General features: G+C 39.5%; 21 protein-coding genes and 2 pseudogenes. 19 read left to right on the top strand and 4 right to left on the bottom strand.

The features are described from left to right. Window positions 1–84 precede the first annotated feature (84 nt). Window positions 85–744 carry a hypothetical protein gene (locus MKY73_RS22055; protein ID WP_339303469.1) on the top strand — a complete coding sequence of 220 codons (660 nt, stop codon included), beginning with the start codon at window positions 85–87 and terminating at the stop codon, window positions 742–744. 166 nt (window positions 745–910) lie between these two features. Here the strand turns inward: MKY73_RS22055 and MKY73_RS22050 are convergent, their stop codons facing one another. After that, window positions 911–1,198, bottom strand: a complete 288-nt coding sequence (locus tag MKY73_RS22050; protein WP_339303468.1) for a DUF6809 family protein — start codon at window positions 1,196–1,198, stop codon at window positions 911–913. A 153-nt stretch (window positions 1,199–1,351) separates the two neighbouring features. Between MKY73_RS22050 and MKY73_RS22045 the strand changes: the two genes are divergently transcribed. From MKY73_RS22045 to MKY73_RS22000, 10 genes and pseudogenes are all read left to right on the top strand, one after another. Next, window positions 1,352–1,576: a helix-turn-helix transcriptional regulator gene (locus tag MKY73_RS22045; RefSeq protein WP_339303467.1), complete on the top strand. Its 225-nt coding sequence runs from the start codon at window positions 1,352–1,354 to the stop codon at window positions 1,574–1,576. Window positions 1,577–1,741: 165 nt separating this feature from the next. Next, window positions 1,742–3,067 (top strand): RNA-binding domain-containing protein, encoded by a 1,326-nt coding sequence (locus tag MKY73_RS22040; RefSeq protein WP_339303466.1) that lies wholly within the window; start codon window positions 1,742–1,744, stop codon window positions 3,065–3,067. A gap of 274 nt (window positions 3,068–3,341) precedes the next feature. Next, window positions 3,342–3,773 (top strand): hypothetical protein, encoded by a 432-nt coding sequence (locus MKY73_RS22035; RefSeq protein WP_339303465.1) that lies wholly within the window; start codon window positions 3,342–3,344, stop codon window positions 3,771–3,773. 157 nt (window positions 3,774–3,930) lie between these two features. Further along, window positions 3,931–4,511, top strand: a pseudogene (locus tag MKY73_RS22030) (SAM-dependent methyltransferase). A 200-nt stretch (window positions 4,512–4,711) separates the two neighbouring features. Beyond that, window positions 4,712–5,173 (top strand): annotated as a pseudogene (locus MKY73_RS22025) (NUDIX hydrolase); the annotation flags it as partial. Continuing rightward, window positions 5,159–5,734, top strand: a complete 576-nt coding sequence (locus tag MKY73_RS22020; RefSeq protein ID WP_339308685.1) for a nucleoside-triphosphatase — start codon at window positions 5,159–5,161, stop codon at window positions 5,732–5,734. The pseudogene MKY73_RS22025 and the gene MKY73_RS22020, both read left to right, overlap by 15 nt. Window positions 5,735–5,827: 93 nt before the next feature. Then, a complete protein-coding gene (locus MKY73_RS22015; RefSeq protein WP_339303464.1) occupies window positions 5,828–6,010 on the top strand; it encodes a hypothetical protein in 183 nt (60 codons plus the stop codon). Window positions 6,011–6,049: 39 nt separating this feature from the next. Then, entirely contained in the window at window positions 6,050–6,223 is a 174-nt protein-coding gene (locus MKY73_RS22010; RefSeq protein ID WP_110897812.1) for a DUF2281 domain-containing protein, read from the top strand. Further along, window positions 6,220–6,597: a type II toxin-antitoxin system death-on-curing family toxin gene (locus MKY73_RS22005; protein ID WP_339303463.1), complete on the top strand. Its 378-nt coding sequence runs from the start codon at window positions 6,220–6,222 to the stop codon at window positions 6,595–6,597. The genes MKY73_RS22010 and MKY73_RS22005 overlap by 4 nt, the downstream gene beginning before the upstream one ends. Window positions 6,598–6,827: 230 nt before the next feature. After that, on the top strand, window positions 6,828–7,325 hold the full coding sequence (locus MKY73_RS22000; protein WP_339303462.1) for a hypothetical protein: 498 nt from the start codon (window positions 6,828–6,830) through the stop codon (window positions 7,323–7,325). Window positions 7,326–7,777: 452 nt separating this feature from the next. Here the strand turns inward: MKY73_RS22000 and MKY73_RS21995 are convergent, their stop codons facing one another. After that, the gene (locus MKY73_RS21995) at window positions 7,778–8,479 is read right to left on the bottom strand and encodes an NAD(P)H-binding protein (protein WP_339303461.1); all 702 of its coding nucleotides are present in this window, start codon (window positions 8,477–8,479) and stop codon (window positions 7,778–7,780) included. A 178-nt stretch (window positions 8,480–8,657) separates the two neighbouring features. Between MKY73_RS21995 and MKY73_RS21990 the strand changes: the two genes are divergently transcribed. Both MKY73_RS21990 and MKY73_RS21985 read left to right on the top strand, forming a co-directional pair. Further along, a complete protein-coding gene (locus MKY73_RS21990; protein ID WP_339303460.1) occupies window positions 8,658–9,227 on the top strand; it encodes a TetR/AcrR family transcriptional regulator in 570 nt (189 codons plus the stop codon). 274 nt (window positions 9,228–9,501) lie between these two features. Beyond that, window positions 9,502–9,981: a hypothetical protein gene (locus MKY73_RS21985; RefSeq protein ID WP_339303459.1), complete on the top strand. Its 480-nt coding sequence runs from the start codon at window positions 9,502–9,504 to the stop codon at window positions 9,979–9,981. Between the two features lie 51 nt (window positions 9,982–10,032). Here MKY73_RS21985 and MKY73_RS21980 read toward each other — a convergent pair whose 3' ends face one another. Next, window positions 10,033–10,638: a hypothetical protein gene (locus tag MKY73_RS21980; RefSeq protein WP_339303458.1), complete on the bottom strand. Its 606-nt coding sequence runs from the start codon at window positions 10,636–10,638 to the stop codon at window positions 10,033–10,035. A gap of 163 nt (window positions 10,639–10,801) precedes the next feature. On the opposite strand from MKY73_RS21980, the gene MKY73_RS21975 reads away from it, so the two are divergent. Beyond that, the gene (locus MKY73_RS21975; RefSeq protein WP_339303457.1) at window positions 10,802–11,386 is read left to right on the top strand and encodes a chemotaxis protein; all 585 of its coding nucleotides are present in this window, start codon (window positions 10,802–10,804) and stop codon (window positions 11,384–11,386) included. A gap of 42 nt (window positions 11,387–11,428) precedes the next feature. Here the strand turns inward: MKY73_RS21975 and MKY73_RS21970 are convergent, their stop codons facing one another. Next, window positions 11,429–11,803 carry a hypothetical protein gene (locus MKY73_RS21970; RefSeq protein ID WP_339303456.1) on the bottom strand — a complete coding sequence of 125 codons (375 nt, stop codon included), beginning with the start codon at window positions 11,801–11,803 and terminating at the stop codon, window positions 11,429–11,431. Between the two features lie 156 nt (window positions 11,804–11,959). On the opposite strand from MKY73_RS21970, the gene MKY73_RS21965 reads away from it, so the two are divergent. From MKY73_RS21965 to MKY73_RS21945, 5 genes are all read left to right on the top strand, one after another. After that, the gene (locus tag MKY73_RS21965; protein WP_339303455.1) at window positions 11,960–12,253 is read left to right on the top strand and encodes a hypothetical protein; all 294 of its coding nucleotides are present in this window, start codon (window positions 11,960–11,962) and stop codon (window positions 12,251–12,253) included. Between the two features lie 151 nt (window positions 12,254–12,404). Beyond that, window positions 12,405–13,445 carry an iron-siderophore ABC transporter substrate-binding protein gene (locus tag MKY73_RS21960; RefSeq protein ID WP_339303454.1) on the top strand — a complete coding sequence of 347 codons (1,041 nt, stop codon included), beginning with the start codon at window positions 12,405–12,407 and terminating at the stop codon, window positions 13,443–13,445. Between the two features lies 1 nt (window position 13,446). After that, window positions 13,447–14,223 (top strand): (2Fe-2S)-binding protein, encoded by a 777-nt coding sequence (locus MKY73_RS21955; protein WP_339303453.1) that lies wholly within the window; start codon window positions 13,447–13,449, stop codon window positions 14,221–14,223. Window positions 14,224–14,268: 45 nt separating this feature from the next. Then, entirely contained in the window at window positions 14,269–15,990 is a 1,722-nt protein-coding gene (locus MKY73_RS21950; protein WP_339303452.1) for a helix-turn-helix domain-containing protein, read from the top strand. 335 nt (window positions 15,991–16,325) lie between these two features. Continuing rightward, window positions 16,326–16,931: an oxidoreductase gene (locus tag MKY73_RS21945; protein WP_339303451.1), complete on the top strand. Its 606-nt coding sequence runs from the start codon at window positions 16,326–16,328 to the stop codon at window positions 16,929–16,931. Window positions 16,932–16,980: the final 49 nt, after the last annotated feature.

Below are 16,980 nucleotides of genomic sequence, written 5' to 3'. Positions count from 1 at the left end.
TTCAGCAGACAACCCCTTTGGGGTTCATGAATACAGGAACGTTATACGAAATAGATCAAGATCATTTAAGGAGTTGAAGAACAAATGAGAAATCTAGAGACAGAATTGATTCAAAGCCACCAAGCATTATTCGGTGATTATTTTATGGAAGAAGAGGAGGCAAACAATTTTATATTAGAGAAGCTTAATTACTCCCAAAGTTTAGTGCCGCGCAGAATGTTAAATACTGCTCAGAGATTGATAACTTTATCTGACGAGATAGATATAATTCGACCTGGAAGAAGAGACTTAAGTATCTTCTTTTTGATTACTTGTATCGAGTCACTATATGGTTTCATTCCAGCAGTAAAACTGAAAAAACAAGAAATAGCAATTCACTTTTTTGAGAACTATTTTAATCAAGATGATAAGAAAATTATTCAAGAAAGTATAACTATTAGTGGTATTAACGATGAAGTTTATTATAAAGAAGAAATAAGTATGTCAGAGTTCGCTTTACTTATGACCGCTATTAGAAATAATGTTGCACATGAAGGAGTTTATTGGACATTTCATTTTAATGAAGAAGATTATGATGGAAGAACTTTAAATTTAGTCAAATCTAAGCTGAAAAAGGATGAGGGATATAATCAAATTACATATGAAGTTGGGTTAACATATCGACAATTTAGGAACGCATGTATAAGAGCTTGTATTTCTTTGATAAATGATCAATTCCAAAAAATTAAAGATTCTTCACTGTAGCTAATCTACTTCGCATAACATAATATTCAAGCTTCGGCTCCTTACAGAGCCTTGGTCTGCTTGTAGAAAATCAATGAGGTATCTCAGCAGACACATCCGGCTACGCCGGACGTCGTGAATACAGGAACGTTATACGACAGAATAGAAAAGAGGATCATATGATCCTCTAAATGCTAGAGTTTTGCAATTCACTAAAGAGTTGTAGAGCGTCTTTAAAACCTTGTATGTAGATACTTCTTTCTAAGATGGATTGAAGAGAAATTTGAGCGTCTTCGTAAAGAAAAACCGTATGTTGAAGTTGATCGGGCAAAGCATCACGAAGTGTTTTAAAGTATTGATCTGCCTCAGAAGAAAGTTGAGTGTACTCCGCATGACACTCCAAAAGCTCAGTATAGAGTAATTCTAGACGTATTCTTATAAGTGGTTCTGTTAGCGATTCTAATTTATTAACCATATCTTATTCCTCCTTTGATTAACTCTATAGAGTTATTATATAACCCTATGAAGTTGATTTCAAGGTGAATATTTGACTTTATAGAGTGAAAACTTCGCTTTTCATTGATGATTACTAATGTGGAAGATAAGATAGAACTATGGAGGGGAAAAGATGAAATTAATCAGGTGCAATATACGAGAACTCATGGCAGAACATCGAATAGATGATATAACAGAATTGATGATGAAATCAGGCTTAAGTCGGAACTCAATCAACAAGTTATATAGGGAAACGAATATAGAAACAACAAAGCTGGAAACCTTATTTAAGCTATGCGATACATTTAACTGCAAATTGTCGGAATTAATTGAATATGTACCTGAAGAAGATGAATAGTGAAAGGTATATTAGAGTAGAGATTCCGTCGCATAACATAATATTCAAGCAGCGGTTCCTTGAGAGCCTGGGTCTGCGGATAGATTTCGGAGGAATTTCAGCAGACAACCCCTTCGGGGTTTATGAACAAAATAAAATGTTTGGATTTACTTAACAGGAGGAAATATGTTAGAAAAGCTAAATATATATAATTTTGGCCCATTTAAAACATTTGAAATGAACTTCAATAAAGATATAACAATTATTCTCGGCCCAAATGCTTCTGGAAAGACGCAATTGCTTGGAGCTATAGTTGGAGTTTTTTATGGAAAAGATTCAATTTCCGTAAACGATAACACAAACACAGAAGAAATGCGTCTTTCTTTAAAATTTAAGTTTCCAGATAGTCAAGTTGAACTAATACGAGGCTATACAAACAATAAATTTTATGTTGAGAATCACACACACTATAGTTCAAATAATAAAATATTTCGTCTTAAAACTAATGATATCAATGAATTTGAACCAATTATTATCAATTATAAAAATAATTTGACTGAATTCAACATAGAACTTATAAAGAAGCATCTTCTTCAATTTCAAATTAAGGATACTTCGATGGACTTCTTACTAAAGATAATTAATCGTATTGAAAAAACAAAAATTAAGAATTCGTATAAAATTCATTCCGGCGGAGACATTTATATTTTAGAACTATTGTTTTATTTGTCTATTGCCTTGGAAGATAAAACAAAATTGATTATTATTGATGAATTTGCAGGTATGCTTGATTCTAATTCAGCTTCAGCTCTATGGGATTTAATAATCGAAGTGTCAAAACGAATGCAGGTAATTATATCTATGAGTGGTTATCGTGTCCCACCTTTAGATCTTGAAAAGTCTATCAGAATATTACCTTCAGTAGATTACAAAAAAAGAAATAATATAAACTTTAATTATAGGTTCTTCGATTCTCTTCTTATCGAAAATCGAATATTTAACTCGTTGAAAAATAAAAATAAAATAGTTAAATACCTTATAAACACACAAGTTGAATTCGAGGAAAATATTACTATGGAATTTAAAGAAGTGAAAGGAGGTAATCCTGTAGACTCAATTCTAAGTGTCGTGGATCAATATGTAGTGGCTTATTTAAATGTAGAGAGAGATACAATTGGGACAATTTTATGGGGAATTAGTGATGACAGAATTGTTAAGGGGGTACAGCTAAACTATACCGAAAGGGATAGACTAAGAAGAGAAATAGTTAACAAACTTTCTCAAATAACTCCTCCTATTCCAAGTCAAGTTTGTACAATTTCATTAGTTCAATTGTATGATGAAAATATGAATATAGTAACTGATAAATATATTATTGAAGTTACTGTTCTTCCACATCATTCTGAATATTTTTTTGCTAATGGTAAAGATGAAGTTTATATAAAGACAGATGGCGGAAAACGAAGACTTAAGGCACATGAATTACAAATTGAACTGAAATCTAGAAAATGAATCAAGTGAAAGTAGTATGAATAAATGAAAGCCTATATATGCATTTATTCAAGTTATTTAAATATTGAAAATGAAGTATAAGAAAGAAGCGTTTCTAAAATAGTCATTGAAGTATCGACCGTCGTATAACAATATATTCACGCTGCGGATCCGTTGGAACCTTGGTCTGCTGGAAGGATTTCGTGGAAGCATGTCGGCAGACAACCCCTTTGGGGTTCGTGAATAAAAGAACGTTATCTGAAATCGGTAAAACTAATAAAGGACTGAAAACACTATGAACTACAATCAATTAAAAGACTTAATTAATGCTGACTTAATTGATTATAAAGATACTCCAGATTTGAGGCTGATTCTACGTTTTAGAATCCATAGAGAAACAAACGAACAGTCTTATTTAGATCTGATAAACATCCAAGGGAGATCAACAATAGTTCAAGACGATAATCGATTTCCAATAATTGAAATAGAATTTGATTCGTACATTGGTTTTTCTATTAGGAACGAAAGTTATACCGAATGGGACGAATATCAAAAGTTTGAAGGTAAGATATTTAGAATATTTGAAAGATCAAGGTATTTAGATTTTATAAAGTTATCTACGTTTGCAACAGAGGATTATCCGAGTCCTCATAAACATTACGGAATAGCAGGATTAAATCATATTGTGGACATTGTATCGATAGATGATCCTAAAATTAGAGTCTAATTTATAAGTGAATTCAAAGAAGCTACCGACATCAGATAACAATATATTCACGCTGCGGACATTCGTCCTTGGTCTGGCATTCGCCAGACACCCGATACGTCGGGTCGTGAATACAGGAACGTTATGTGAAACCACTCGAAAGCAAAGGAATAATAAAATGATAAAAATGAGTGAAAATGAATGTTCAAAGCCTCTTAAAATCATAATAGGAGCATCTTCACAAGCCTATCCAGACTGGATTCAAACTCAAGAAGAAGAATTGAATCTACTGGATCGAGCTGATTGGGAAGAAAGCTTTAAGTCGAAAAAGATTAGAACCATCCTTGCAGAACATGTATGGGAACATTTGTCTTACGAAGAAGGCGTGGAAGCAGCAAAGATTTGTTATGATTTTCTTGAACCAGAAGGATATATTCGATGTGCAGTTCCGGATGCTTTTTTAGGAATGAAGAGTACCAGAATATTGTTCAGATCGGTGGACCCGGTCCAAAAGAACATCCAGCTGCAAGTCATAAGATCGTACATAATTATAAGACAATTACAAGCATGTTCGAAGAAGCAGGATTCAAGATTAAATTACTGGAATACTGTGACGAAAGTGGAGAGTTTCATTTTAATGACTGGAATCCTGAAGATGGTTTCATTTATAGATCTTTTCAATTTGATCACCGAAACAAGAATGATGAATTGGGATTCGTCTCACTGATAGTGGATGCAGTCAAAGAAATGTCGGAGTAATTCGAAGAAGAGAGTGGCATCACATAACATAATATTCACGCTGTGGGCATACGCCCTTGGCCCGGCATTCGCCGGACATCCGACATACGTCGGGTCGTGAATACAGGAACGTTATGTGAAATCAGCGCAAACTCTAAATGTTAAACTTCTTTTTTTGATATCGAACAGAATACAAAATACTTGATCGGTGGTGTTTGACAATGCAAGAACAGTCAAAACATTTAGTTGCTGTATCTGCATTTGTTCAGAATAAGATGGGGCATGTATTGATGGTTCGAACACATTTACGAGCTGATACTTGGGAATTGCCAGGAGGATTTGTTGATGCTGGGGAGTCATTAGAACTAGCGGTGTGTCGTGAATTCCTTGAAGAAACCGGAGTTGTCATCCGCCCCATCGGAGTGTCCGGCGTCTACTATAATGAAAGACTTCACGTATTGTCTGTGGTTTTTAATGCGGACTATGTGAGCGGTGAAATAACAATTCAACCCGAAGAGATACTAGATGCGAAGTTTTTACACTTGGATGAAACTACAATGGATGAATACATTAAACGGCCTCATTTAAAATCTCGCATTTTAGATACCCTACGTGTGCCACGCTCTGTCCCCTATGAGACGTGGAATTTGAATCCACCTGACTATAAGTTGTTGTCAAGAATAGACGGGGAACAGCAGAGCTCTAAAAGAGTATTTTTGCTCACCGGAAAGCCAAGAGCAGGGAAATCAACTTTGATAAAAAAACTTATAAATGAGATTGGATCAGAAACTTGGGGTGGATTTTACACTGAGGAAATAACTAATTCAATTAATGAGCGAATTGGTTTCAGATGCATATCCGTTGATGGAGAGAGTGTGGAAATTGCGCATGTAGAGAGTCCCAGTCAAACTCGAATTGGAAGATACGGAATCGATATAGAAAAATTCGAAGAATTTGCTTTAAGAGTATTACAAGAGGCCATGACATTTAAAAAGATTGTTGTAATTGATGAAATTGGATTCATGCAGAATTTATCCTTATCTTTCCAAAGAAAAGTACAAGAAATCATTTATGATAATCGAATTGTTTTAGGGACAGTTCCGCTAGATAGTCATCCGGGAATTGACAAAATCAAATATAACAAGGAAGTACAGCTAGTAAGTATTAATGAATCTACACGTGATATGATAACAGAATTATTAGTGAAGGATATTTTGAAAGCTTTAGATTCAAATACATTGTAAGGTTCTCGAAGAAGGTGCTGACATCCTATAACAACATATTCACGCATCTGGCATTCGCCCTTGGTCCGGCACGAAGTTAGATGAGGATTCGGAGTGGCATTTCAGTTTTCGAGGAAGCAGATCCAGCCGGACACATCCGCACCGACTAACCGCATCGCGGCCGCTCCCTTTGGTCGCTTAAGTCGGTGGGACGTCGTGGATACAGTAACGTTAGATGAAATAGCCGCAAAATCAAACAAACATTGGAAACGGATGTTAAGTCCATTCAAACTTTAGTGTATAATAAAAATAAAGAAGTGTAGGAGGTATGCAGAAGTGAGTATTGAAGAGAAACTTATTCAAGACTTTTTGACATTGCCTGATGACAAGAAAATTGAAGTGATTGATTTTGTTGAATTCCTAAAGAATCGTAGTAATAAGCAAATGGATTCGCTCATGGACGATATTATAAACGAAAATATTGAGGCACTTAGGGAATTATCGAAATGAAATATCTTAGTCTGGAACAAATTCTTCGATTCCATACTAAGGTTATTAAGTCAACGGGTGGCTCCGATGGAGTTAGAGATCTTGGGCTAATTGAAGGTGCTCTTAAGAAAGCAGAAGCAACTTTTGATGGACAGGATCTTTACGAAGGAAATATAAAGAAAATATCTGTTACTACATTTGCTCTAATAAAGAATCATGGATTTATTGACGGGAATAAACGTATAGGGGTAGCAACTATGCTGCTTTTATTACGTTTAAATGAGATTTCTGTAAAGTACGAGCAAGCAGAATTAGTTGAATTGGGATTGAAGACCGCAGAAGGTGAATTCACAGAAGAGAACATACAACAGTGGATAGAAGAGCATCAAGTGTAAAATTGGCTTGATGTTCTTTTTTTTGTAAGAACAACTGAAGGCATTTCAAAGTAGGCGGCTACACCATCTAACATAATATTCAAGCAGTGGCTCCTTTGGAGCCTTGGTCTGCTAGATGAATTTTGTGGAAGCATTTCAGCAGACACATCCGACCTCGTCGGACGTCGTGAACGCGGAACGTTATCTGAAACCATTTCAAATCTGTAAAATCAATAATGAGGAGAACAATAATGTACGTTATAAGAGCGACACAAAAACTGCTAAAAGAAATGGACTGTAAAGTACAAAGAACAGATATATCTGTTCCGTTAAATACATGGCATGCCAATATATTCACGTTGAACAGAAGAAAAACGATCGTATTCATGAATGACTTATCAAGATTAAGTTTAACGATCGTTGGAGTTAAAAAGGCACAATTAAAAAATGTAGAAGAGTTATTCGTTAATGAACTGAGAAATTATTTGATGAGTGAGGAAATTAAAGAGAAAGTAATTAGTAGGTATTTGGAAGAAAATGAAGGTATGATTATCACAACTACTAATAATCGAAGTGTGATAGGAACATTGAATGAAATTATCTATACGATGAAAATCATAGAGCGAGAATTTGTTGAAGGAATAGAAAGAAATCAATGGAATAACCGATTTATTTATAAAGCTATAAAATACGAGTATCCGATTGAAGTGTTTAAGAAGGCGTTGGAAGAAACATACAGAGGAGAATGAAAGTAAACGCTAAGTAGTAGGCAATGGAATCAGATAACATCATATTCAAGCAGCGGCTGCTTACGGAGCCTTGCTCTGCGGTTGGATTTCGGAGATGTATTTCAGTAGACAACCCCTCTCGGTTCATGAATACAGGAACGTTATGTGAAAGATCTATAATATAATTAAGGAGGGTGCTATGATGTCAAAATTGAAAATAAATGATCTGAAAAAATACTTAAAACTACTTGATAGGCAGCAACTGGAGAAAGTCGACGAGGTTCCGTGCTTTATTTCGGAAGAAGTGGAAATCGATATTCACACATCAGACTTCCGTCCTCGGACCAAGTAGGAGAAGAGCACCTCAACACACGCTGGGTCGTACTGCAATTTTTGAATTTCTTCAAGGCAGTGTGCTGTGGTGTTGGAATAATGACAAAGAAAATGAAATTAATATGCCATCGCTATCAATCTTACCGTCCAACATTAACAATCTTTCTGGTCCACTCGGGCTCACTGGTCGCCGCCCGCACCAGGCAGTCGGCACAGTCTGCAAAGGGCAATGCCCCTAGCGGTTGGATGCGAGCCAGTGGTCCTGCCGTATAATTCAACGTACCCTCCGCATATTGAAGCACGGATGCACGTACAATGACCCAATCCAGTCCACTCTGGATGAGTGCTTGCTCTGCCATACTTTTATCCTGAATCGCCTTCCAAAAGATGCTGCGCATCAAACGCACTGCCAAACCGTTGATAAGAGAAAGCTCTTTCCCATTGCTCAAATTAATACCGCTCTGCATAACAATGCGCTTCACACCTGTACGTTGACATGCTGATATGATATTCGGGATTCCTTCGGACATGACCCTACCGGGTGAGAAATTAGCCGCGATTGTAAGTATTCCAGCTCTGATATTTCCCAAGCTCTTCGCGGCAGACTCTGGCGACAAATTGCTAGGAGGACCTATGCAGCTGATCACCACCTCTGCCCCCGTAATGGCATTGAGCATGCTATGTTGGTCTAGTACATCTCCTTTTCTTACGGTGAGTCCCTTGGCTGGCGATACCGCTTCCGGTCGACGAGCAACGGCGATGACCTCATGTCCTAAAACAAGCGCACGCTCTATTACTTTCCTTCCAGTTCCTCCTGTAGCCCCAACAACTGCAATTTTCATGTTTATTAACTCCATTTCCATTCCTACATAAATGCACAGTAGTGTATTATTTATCACCTATGTATAATGGTATACAGAAATTAAAACATTACCATTCTTAAAAAGTCGAATTTCGTGCATTAGTTCACAGGTTCAATGAAATTGTGCATGAACGATGAAGAAAACGGGGAGGGGTCAAGTGTTAAAGGTGGATCGCAGGATACGTAAATCCCAGGAAGCCATTAAAATGGCAGTTATTGAATTGATGAACGAGAAGGATTTTGATCAAATCACAATACAAGATATCTCTGATAGAGCTGACGTTAGCCGTAGAACGATCTATCTTCATTACACGGACAAATTCGAGCTTCTCGATAAGCTAATCGAAGAACATATTACGAACCTGCGGGAGATCTGTGAAGCTGCGGAAGATGATGCCAGTTATCGAGATATGGTGGAAATGTGGTTCGAGTATTTCGAAAAGCACGCTTTGTTTTTCTCCGCACTGTTGGCGAGTAAGGGAAGTTCTTTTTTTCGCAATCAGTTTCTGACATTTTTTATTGAAGAACTGGAGAAAGGGAACAGGATGTCCGAAGAGGGAACCATGGCAGCAATAACGGAAGGAATAAATGTGGAGGTTCAGTTTCTGGGGGCGGCAATTGTTGGCGTAGTAGAATGGTGGTTTAAAAAGGAAAAGCCACTTCCTCGATACGTGATGGCCGAGCGTATAGGTGCACTGCTTGAAAGGAATCTTGATGTGGATAGTTGAAAGAAGCTGCGTGAACGATTGACATCATGCAGCGGATAGGAGGGCCACGACGAGGAGATCGTGGCCCTTATTGGCATGCATCACAGTCTAGCCAACGTGAGTATCTTAAGGTAGTCGTCGAGGGTCTATCGGACACTCACCTAGTTTAAAGGTCTAGGAATGGATGATTGATGATCCAAGACCGTTTTCGGATGTTGATCGCGCGGGGTAATATATTTTTGGAACATAGGTTTGGGAAGAACTTTAAAAGTTTCCGATGTAAGGAGTAAGGATTATGGATAAAAAAGAGAAGAAGTTTATCATTGCTATGATTGTACTTGTTGTAATTGTATTAGGAGTTATATGGTACCTAAAAGTAGGCTATCTATTAGAGAAACCAAAGATGCCCGAAGCAAATATTGCAATTCAGACCCAAATGGTGGATGGTGGTGCGATCAGTTTACGAAATGCTGATTACACGGAAAATCAAATCAAGGTTGGATATGAAGTGAAAGGGTTCAGTTTGGCAGAATATAATATTGCTTGTGAGCTCTATCGTAACGGACATTTGATTTCAACTTCTGGCTCAACAGGTGGGGGGGTGACAGAACTGGACGAGAAGCATTATTACTTCATTGGTTATGAGGAAATAACTCATATGAATCTGCCTGAAGCTATAAATCTAGACGTGAAGATTAAAGTGATACCCAATGATTTTAGACAAAAATCGATAACTTCAACATTTGATGTTAGTCTTGATAAAGAAGTGAAATAGATTAAAGAGGGCAGCTATGTCCGCAAAGGTCACCGTTGTTTGATGAAAACCTTAATTCAAATGGTATTTCTCCATAACGGAGTCCCGGAAAGTTTCGTATTCGGATAACTCTTCTACAGTGGAGGATTGAGGTACACTATATGGAGTTATCCCTTCCAAGCTGAATTTTCCAAGATTATCATTGATTAATCCATAATCACCAAAAGTATTTTTCATCAAGAAAAGCACACTTCTATCACCTTTTTGCAATTCTACATAGTCATTAACTGTGTACTTGACGTCTCCTTCCAGGCTGACAGGTTCAATGATTGTTAATTCGTTCTGATCTGAAGGGAAATCGTCGGTTTTTTTCAATATCCTATCAATCTTGATGTTCGTATTGGTGTGAAAAGACTGCATGGCTCCGTCATCAAATGCAGTAATAACATGCTCTCGATCTCTGAAATCTTCTGTTGCCTGACCAATGACGATCAGTTCAGCGAACGCATCCAGCTTATCTATTTCATGAAATGTTAAAGAGTTAGCCGAAAGGTTGACGACGTTATGGATGGGCTCCTCCGGTTTCGATTGACCATTGACGTAAGCGATTGCACCGACAGAGATAGCTAAAATTACGAATAAAGAGACTAGCACCATCTTCTTTTTGAAAAAAGACATGATCTCATCCTCTCGGTTAGATTGGTATACTGGTATTTCGTTTCATTTCTACTATACACATATCTGAAAATTATTGTAAATTAATTATTTATACTTGGTTTAATGAAATAAATATGGCTATTGGTCGTTCATTCGTTCAATTTTATAGATAAGGGTGATTCAAGTGGATAAAGGACTCATTATATTTCTAAACGGAACCTCAAGTTCGGGGAAGACAAGCATCACAATGGAAATGAAAAAACAGGGAGATATTCCATTCCATCATCTATCAGTGGATCAATTTCTTCATAATTATGACCAGTTCATCGATACTACATATCCAGATCTGAAACCAACAAGAGAAGTGGAACACCATGTGATGACAGATATCCTGTTCGACCCCATCAATTCGTTGTACTGTGCAACGATTAAACTGTTTTCGGAAATGGGTTTGAATGTCATCGTGGATACAGTCATCAGCAATGACAAGTGGTTTAACGAGTTTTATAATTTGCTTTCGGATTATCCGATATTGTTTGTAGGCGTGCATTGCTCGAAAGAAGAACTCAGTAGAAGAGAGCAGAGCAGGGGAGATCGCGCAATTGGACTAGCCCATTCCCAGTTCGACTACGTCTACGCCTATGATGAATATGATCTGGAAGTGAATACGGAAGAGCTGAGTTCAGCTGCATGTGCGGAAAAGATATTAAGTTATATACAGTCCGATCAGGAATACTCGGCATTTAAAAAGTTAAGCAGAAGAGACTGAAGCTGTTTGCGTCAGATCATATGATATCCATTCCAATGAAAGTTAGGGATTCGGCCAAATCTTTTTCTTAGAGTTGCTGCTAGGACCTAATAAGTAGATTTCATCAACATTCCCATAAGTATTAGAAAATGAAATTGTGAAGTCTTTACTACCACCGATAGGAAGTTTACTGCCTTTAATCTGAATGAAAAGTGAATTGTTATGATGTGAGAGGGAGTAGCCATGATATCTGCTAATACTGTCTGCAAATCCACCTTTTACGGTAATACGCTCAGGAGAAACTTCAGTTCTCGTAACCATTGTCTCGTCAGGATCGACAACCTTGTTCAACATATACAATCCAAAGATAATAGGAACAACGACAATAATAAATGCGCTAACAATAATGCTATATTTGATGTTTGGTCGCATACTCATGTTTCACCTCATAATTAGATGATATGGATCGATGTCTCAATACTCATTGGGCATCGATTTATTGTATTTAATCAGAACAGAATTCTATGTTTACAAATATTATTCCTATTTAAATAATATACTAATTTATTTTTGTAGAGATAGGGGGAGTCACCGATGAAAATTAACGTTATAAATCCAGAAGATCATATCCAGCACATGTTACAGTCAATCATTGAACAAACACAATCCATCATCAACGATAGTCGTAAACAATCTTTTGGCTCACTGGAATATTTCCTGGGACATATTTTGGAGTATCGGGATGAACAACAATATACGACAGATGAGTGGCACATCCGCACACCTCGTTGGCTAGGGGAGTATGGCAATACACCAGAAGAAGAAGAGCTTCTTTCGGATATCTACAGGTTGCAGATCTATATTGCTGAGAAATTAAAAGGTGGATAGTGTATAGGTAAAATACGAATCGCGATGTCGCATTAGTCCGGCTGAAATGTCGCAAAAGTACATGGTAACACGATACGGAGATCGTATATACTCTCTTTATGTTTCGATAATGAAAATCATTATCAGTATTATACATAAGGGGGATTTACAAATGAAACAAGGAACAAAGGGGCAAACGGCTGTCAACAAAGCCTATACTGCTCACAAATCACGATTACTCATGGGCTTGATGATGGCCCTTATTCTAGTCCTGACGGCTTGCGGTGCCGCAACAGGTACAGATAGCGGTAAGCAATCTGCGGCAACGCCAGCGGAGACACCTGCGAATGCGGAAACGCAGACGGATGGAGCTTTTCCCGTAACGATCAAGGGTATGAAGGGTGACATCACTCTAAACGAAAAACCACAGAAAATTGCAGTGCTTGATGTTAAGTTTCTGGATCAAATGTTAGCCGTTGGCGAGAAGCCGGCAGGCAGTGTTATCGCTGGGGGTAATACGGATTTTCCAGAATATTTAGGAGACCAGCCGAATGGCGTAGAAGTTCTGGGTACACGGGACGAGCCGAACCTGGAAGCCATTGTTGCACTCGACCCGGATCTGATCATCATGACGGACTTCCAGGAGAAACAGTATGAGAGTGTAAGCAAAATTGCCCCTACTCTGGTACTCGATTTCTACGAAGACTGGCGTGATACGTTAGCTACGGTTGCCCAAATTACAGACAAGCAGGACGAGGCAGAGAAAGTGCGTACAGCGTATGAAGAGAAAATCGCTGGGCTGAAAGCACAATTGTCCGAGAAACTTGGCGATGAAACGGTGGCGATCATTCGTCCACGAAAAGAAGGAATTCGTGTTCACGGTATTGAGCATCGCATTGGCGGTATTATGTACAATGACTTGGGGCTGAAAATGCCTGCTCTGGTACAGGAGATTAATGAAGATGGTTCCGTAGAAATCTCGATGGAAAAAGTGCCTGAAATCGGGGCGGATCGTTATTTTGTGCTGTCGGATGAGCTGTTTGCGGCAGAAGCAGAGGCTATGTTGAGTAATCCCGTGTGGAAGTCCCTCGATGCTGTGAAAAATAACCGCACGTATGACGTAAACTCCACACTGTGGATTGCATACTACGGACCGCTTGCAATTAATCTGATTGTAGATCAGGCATCGGAAGCCCTGCTCGGATCGAACTAATATGAACCGATATCTCTCGACAGACTTATGGAAAGAGACGGTAGAGGATTATTCGATTTTGCTCGGTGAACCGCCTGAACATAGTGTCCGTATCATTGCTTTGAGTGAGTTGCATGACGAAGAGGCGTGTCGAGAGTATATCCGCTGGTTTCAGAACTATATCGATGCGCCTGACATGAAAGTGGCAGCCTCCATGTTAGCCAAGCGGCTTGGCTATCTATGGACGACTCCTCTCGTGACCGCGATGACGTATCATCATCAGCATGTAACCTTTCAGCTGGAGAACAGCTTTCTCTATCATCCGAAGCTCGAAGACCATGAGGGCGGTACTCGTTTTCCTTTTCTAGCGGTGAACGGGCTTCAGGCTGAAGAATGGACTGGAGATAGGAACGTATGGCGGGAAAAAGCGGTCCAGGAGATGTTTGCGGTACAGCTGACACCACTGCTAAAGACACTTGCTGCGATTGCACCTCTTTCGATGAGTATTCTCTGGGAGAATATCATGGTACGGATTGGCCGATTATTTGCTCCTGACGAAGGCGAGACGGAGCAGGAACGTAAGATCATTCGAGAGGACTTCTCCTATCTGACGCAGGTGGCTTCCGGGCAGGTATTTGGTCAGAGGAAGAATCCGTTGGCCCGCTTCACCGAGTGTAAGGACAATGTGCATGTTGCCAAAAGTGAGCGCATCACCTGCTGTTTCTATTACCAGATGTCAGGTGAATATTGTCTCAAATGTCCGAAAATTGACAATGAGAAAGAATCTCAATTAAAATGACAACAGCAACAATTTTACGATTGCTATTGTCAGGAGATGAGAGAAATGCCGCTGCAAGAACAGACAAGTCTATGGAGTGATACGACGATCAAGATGCTTGACGGATATAGCGGTACTTTGCAGACGAGCAGTGTTCTTGGCGAAACCGAATTAACCTCGAATGTATTGCTGCTGGCAGTAGGCGGGGAAGGGGAGCTTGCAATGAATGGTGAAGTTTGCCACATTGGAGCTTCTTTTGCTTGTCATGTGGCGAAGGGAACATCCTTTACGCTGACGGCCAGATCAGACGAACTTTATTATATCGTGATTAGGTATAAGGCTTCTTCCCTGGAAGGAGCCTCCCATGCGTTGCCCTCGTATCGCAAACACCCGCTGCAAACTTCGTTTAATCAGAACCCTGTGACGCAAGCGGAATGGATTCAAAATGCGGAAAAAATCGTTGCCAAATGGCGTCGCGGCGAAGGGCTGGAACGTTTTCATGCCAATGCTTTGCTCCAGGGGATGATCTACGAACTGATCATGGAGTATGAACGTGGTCAAGGCGGAACAGAGTCCGACATGGTGGATGTTGTCGTGTCCTATATATCGTCGCATTATCGCCAGAATCTGGAGCTGAAAGAGCTGGCAGCCCTCGCTGGATGCAGCGTAAGGCAGTTGCAGCGACGATTCAAACAAGAGAAGCAGCTCGGGCCGATGGAGTACGTCATCCAGTTGCGGATGGAGAATGCGTCTAGGATGTTGCTCCATACGGATGCTTCCATTGGGGAAATTGCTGACAAAATGGGCTACCGCGACATGTATTATTTCAGCAGGGCGTTTAAGAAATATTATGGTGTTCCTCCGCTGCGTTATCGACTTTCTGCCGCTTCAGAATTAGATGAAAACTATGCTCAAGCCTTACTGCGGAATCGCACCGCTTCTTCGTACGAGTCGGCCCTAGGTCCGGTGATTTGCCATATGAGAGGTGAATATCAAGTTACTGAATCGCCACAACGTATCGCCGTACTGGATGTTCAATATGCCGATCATTTGCTTGCGCTTGGTTTGTCTCCAGTAGGAAGTGTAGGATCGGGAAGTGCCGTGGTCAATTTCCCTCAATATATCCGAGCAGGACTTCAGGGTACCGAATTACTCGGCACGTATGAGTATCCTGATTTGCTTGCGGTAGAACGATTGTCACCGGATCTGATTATCTGCACCGAGGTGCATGATCAGCATCATGAACGGTTAAGCCGGATTGCTCCAGTGATTATGTTTAAACGTAATGAGAGCTGGCAGACCATCTTGAGTCTGTTCGGTGAACTGACAAACAAGCGGGCAGAGGCCAAGCGAATCCTTGCGGATTATCATCGACGTACTGCTTTGCTGTCCGAAGAACTGGCTCCGGTACTGGCGGGCAAAAGTGTGGCCCTGATCCGTCCGCTGGACTCTCTCGTTCGGGTTCACTCTGCTGCTCATCGTACAGGTGCTGTGTTATACCGTGATCTGGGTCTGCCTGTGCCGCTATTTGTATCCGATACCGCCGACACGGCCTACCATATCTCGGTTGATAGATTACCGGCTGTACAAGCCAGCCATTACTTTTTGCTCAGTAATGAGCTTATGCAGGATGGGATATCTGCAACAGAACGGCGTGTGTGGGGGATGCTAGATACGGGTGAGCGTCAGCACATACATTCCGTAGATGCTGCGACATGGATTGGTTGTTATGGGCCGATGGGGATTAACGGGATTGTGGATCAGATTGAACAGGCTTTGTTGGCTTGATAGGTAGTTGCTGGTGCTAGCTGGCTTGCAGGGAAAGGTTATACGCGATACCTTTTAAAAAAAGCTGATATGTTCCAAATGCATCGGAAGGTCGTCGGATTCCCTATGGGATGAAGAAGGGCCTTTTTGTTTTATTATTACTATAATGAAGGGCTCACTGCATACTCGTATCCTGTACAATCCTGTATATATTCAGCGTATTCAAAGCCCGTTGGACCGTATGGATACGGGTTTGAGAAAACTGATAAATCTCCCTTATTCGCCAATTTCCTTTCGCAATTGTAACAATATGGGTTATCATATACGTAGTTCAGGCACTAGTAGGAGGTAATTCAATGAGAAAAAATATAGCAATAATCATACTAATACTTGGATTGATCATAAGTATGTATTTCAACTATCGATTCAAAGCGTACAAAGACAATCAAGAAGTAGATTATACGGTTAAACTGAATCATGGAACAGAAATGGGTATAAAAGAATCCATCTACAATCTCGATAATGTGATAAAAAGCTTAGAGGACGGATCTTCCAAGGAAACAGTGATACATGCTTTAGGAAATGTGGCCGTATCTTTGAAAGTGGGTGAAGAATCATTCGTCTTTCTGAATTCTGACTTCAGGGAAGATCAGTTATCATCAACCAATTTAATCTATAACGTGTTTAGAGATATGTATACGTATATAAGTGTAGAAATCACAGACGACATTTTATCGAATAAGGTGTCGCTAGAAAAAGAATCGAGAAATCAACTGATTAAGGATCTAGGAGTGCTTAAACAAGATTTGGAGTATATTGATAGTCAATTTAACGAGGATATTCTGAAAAAACAGAGTCCTAAGTGGATTGAAAACAAATGGAAAGAGTTAATTGGAGAAATTGTAAATCGGAATACGGATTTTAAGTTTTATGAAAGAATTAAAATGAAATACAATCTATAAGTAGTTATTGGAAGGTAATGAGATCTAAATAACAAAATATCTACGCTGT

Origin of the sequence: Paenibacillus sp. FSL R5-0519, assembly GCF_037974275.1 — a bacterium.
Lineage (GTDB): Bacteria > Bacillota > Bacilli > Paenibacillales > Paenibacillaceae > Paenibacillus.
The sequence above is the reverse complement of the archived record's forward strand: the minus strand, read 5'-3'. Positions and strand labels throughout refer to the sequence as shown.

What these genes read in the sequence shown, in the direction of transcription:
- MKY73_RS22055 (WP_339303469.1), top strand. Translation starts at nt 85, where the DNA reads ATGAGAAATCTAGAGACAGAATTGATTCAAAGCCACCAAGCATTATTC.
- MKY73_RS22050 (WP_339303468.1), bottom strand. Translation starts at nt 1,198, where the DNA reads ATGGTTAATAAATTAGAATCGCTAACAGAACCACTTATAAGAATACGT.
- MKY73_RS22045 (WP_339303467.1), top strand. Translation starts at nt 1,352, where the DNA reads ATGAAATTAATCAGGTGCAATATACGAGAACTCATGGCAGAACATCGA.
- MKY73_RS22040 (WP_339303466.1), top strand. Translation starts at nt 1,742, where the DNA reads ATGTTAGAAAAGCTAAATATATATAATTTTGGCCCATTTAAAACATTT.
- MKY73_RS22035 (WP_339303465.1), top strand. Translation starts at nt 3,342, where the DNA reads ATGAACTACAATCAATTAAAAGACTTAATTAATGCTGACTTAATTGAT.
- MKY73_RS22005 (WP_339303463.1), top strand. Translation starts at nt 6,220, where the DNA reads ATGAAATATCTTAGTCTGGAACAAATTCTTCGATTCCATACTAAGGTT.
- MKY73_RS22000 (WP_339303462.1), top strand. Translation starts at nt 6,828, where the DNA reads ATGTACGTTATAAGAGCGACACAAAAACTGCTAAAAGAAATGGACTGT.
- MKY73_RS21995 (WP_339303461.1), bottom strand. Translation starts at nt 8,479, where the DNA reads ATGAAAATTGCAGTTGTTGGGGCTACAGGAGGAACTGGAAGGAAAGTA.
- MKY73_RS21985 (WP_339303459.1), top strand. Translation starts at nt 9,502, where the DNA reads ATGGATAAAAAAGAGAAGAAGTTTATCATTGCTATGATTGTACTTGTT.
- MKY73_RS21980 (WP_339303458.1), bottom strand. Translation starts at nt 10,638, where the DNA reads ATGTCTTTTTTCAAAAAGAAGATGGTGCTAGTCTCTTTATTCGTAATT.
- MKY73_RS21970 (WP_339303456.1), bottom strand. Translation starts at nt 11,803, where the DNA reads ATGAGTATGCGACCAAACATCAAATATAGCATTATTGTTAGCGCATTT.
- MKY73_RS21965 (WP_339303455.1), top strand. Translation starts at nt 11,960, where the DNA reads ATGAAAATTAACGTTATAAATCCAGAAGATCATATCCAGCACATGTTA.
- MKY73_RS21960 (WP_339303454.1), top strand. Translation starts at nt 12,405, where the DNA reads ATGAAACAAGGAACAAAGGGGCAAACGGCTGTCAACAAAGCCTATACT.
- MKY73_RS21955 (WP_339303453.1), top strand. Translation starts at nt 13,447, where the DNA reads ATGAACCGATATCTCTCGACAGACTTATGGAAAGAGACGGTAGAGGAT.
- MKY73_RS21950 (WP_339303452.1), top strand. Translation starts at nt 14,269, where the DNA reads ATGCCGCTGCAAGAACAGACAAGTCTATGGAGTGATACGACGATCAAG.
- MKY73_RS21945 (WP_339303451.1), top strand. Translation starts at nt 16,326, where the DNA reads ATGAGAAAAAATATAGCAATAATCATACTAATACTTGGATTGATCATA.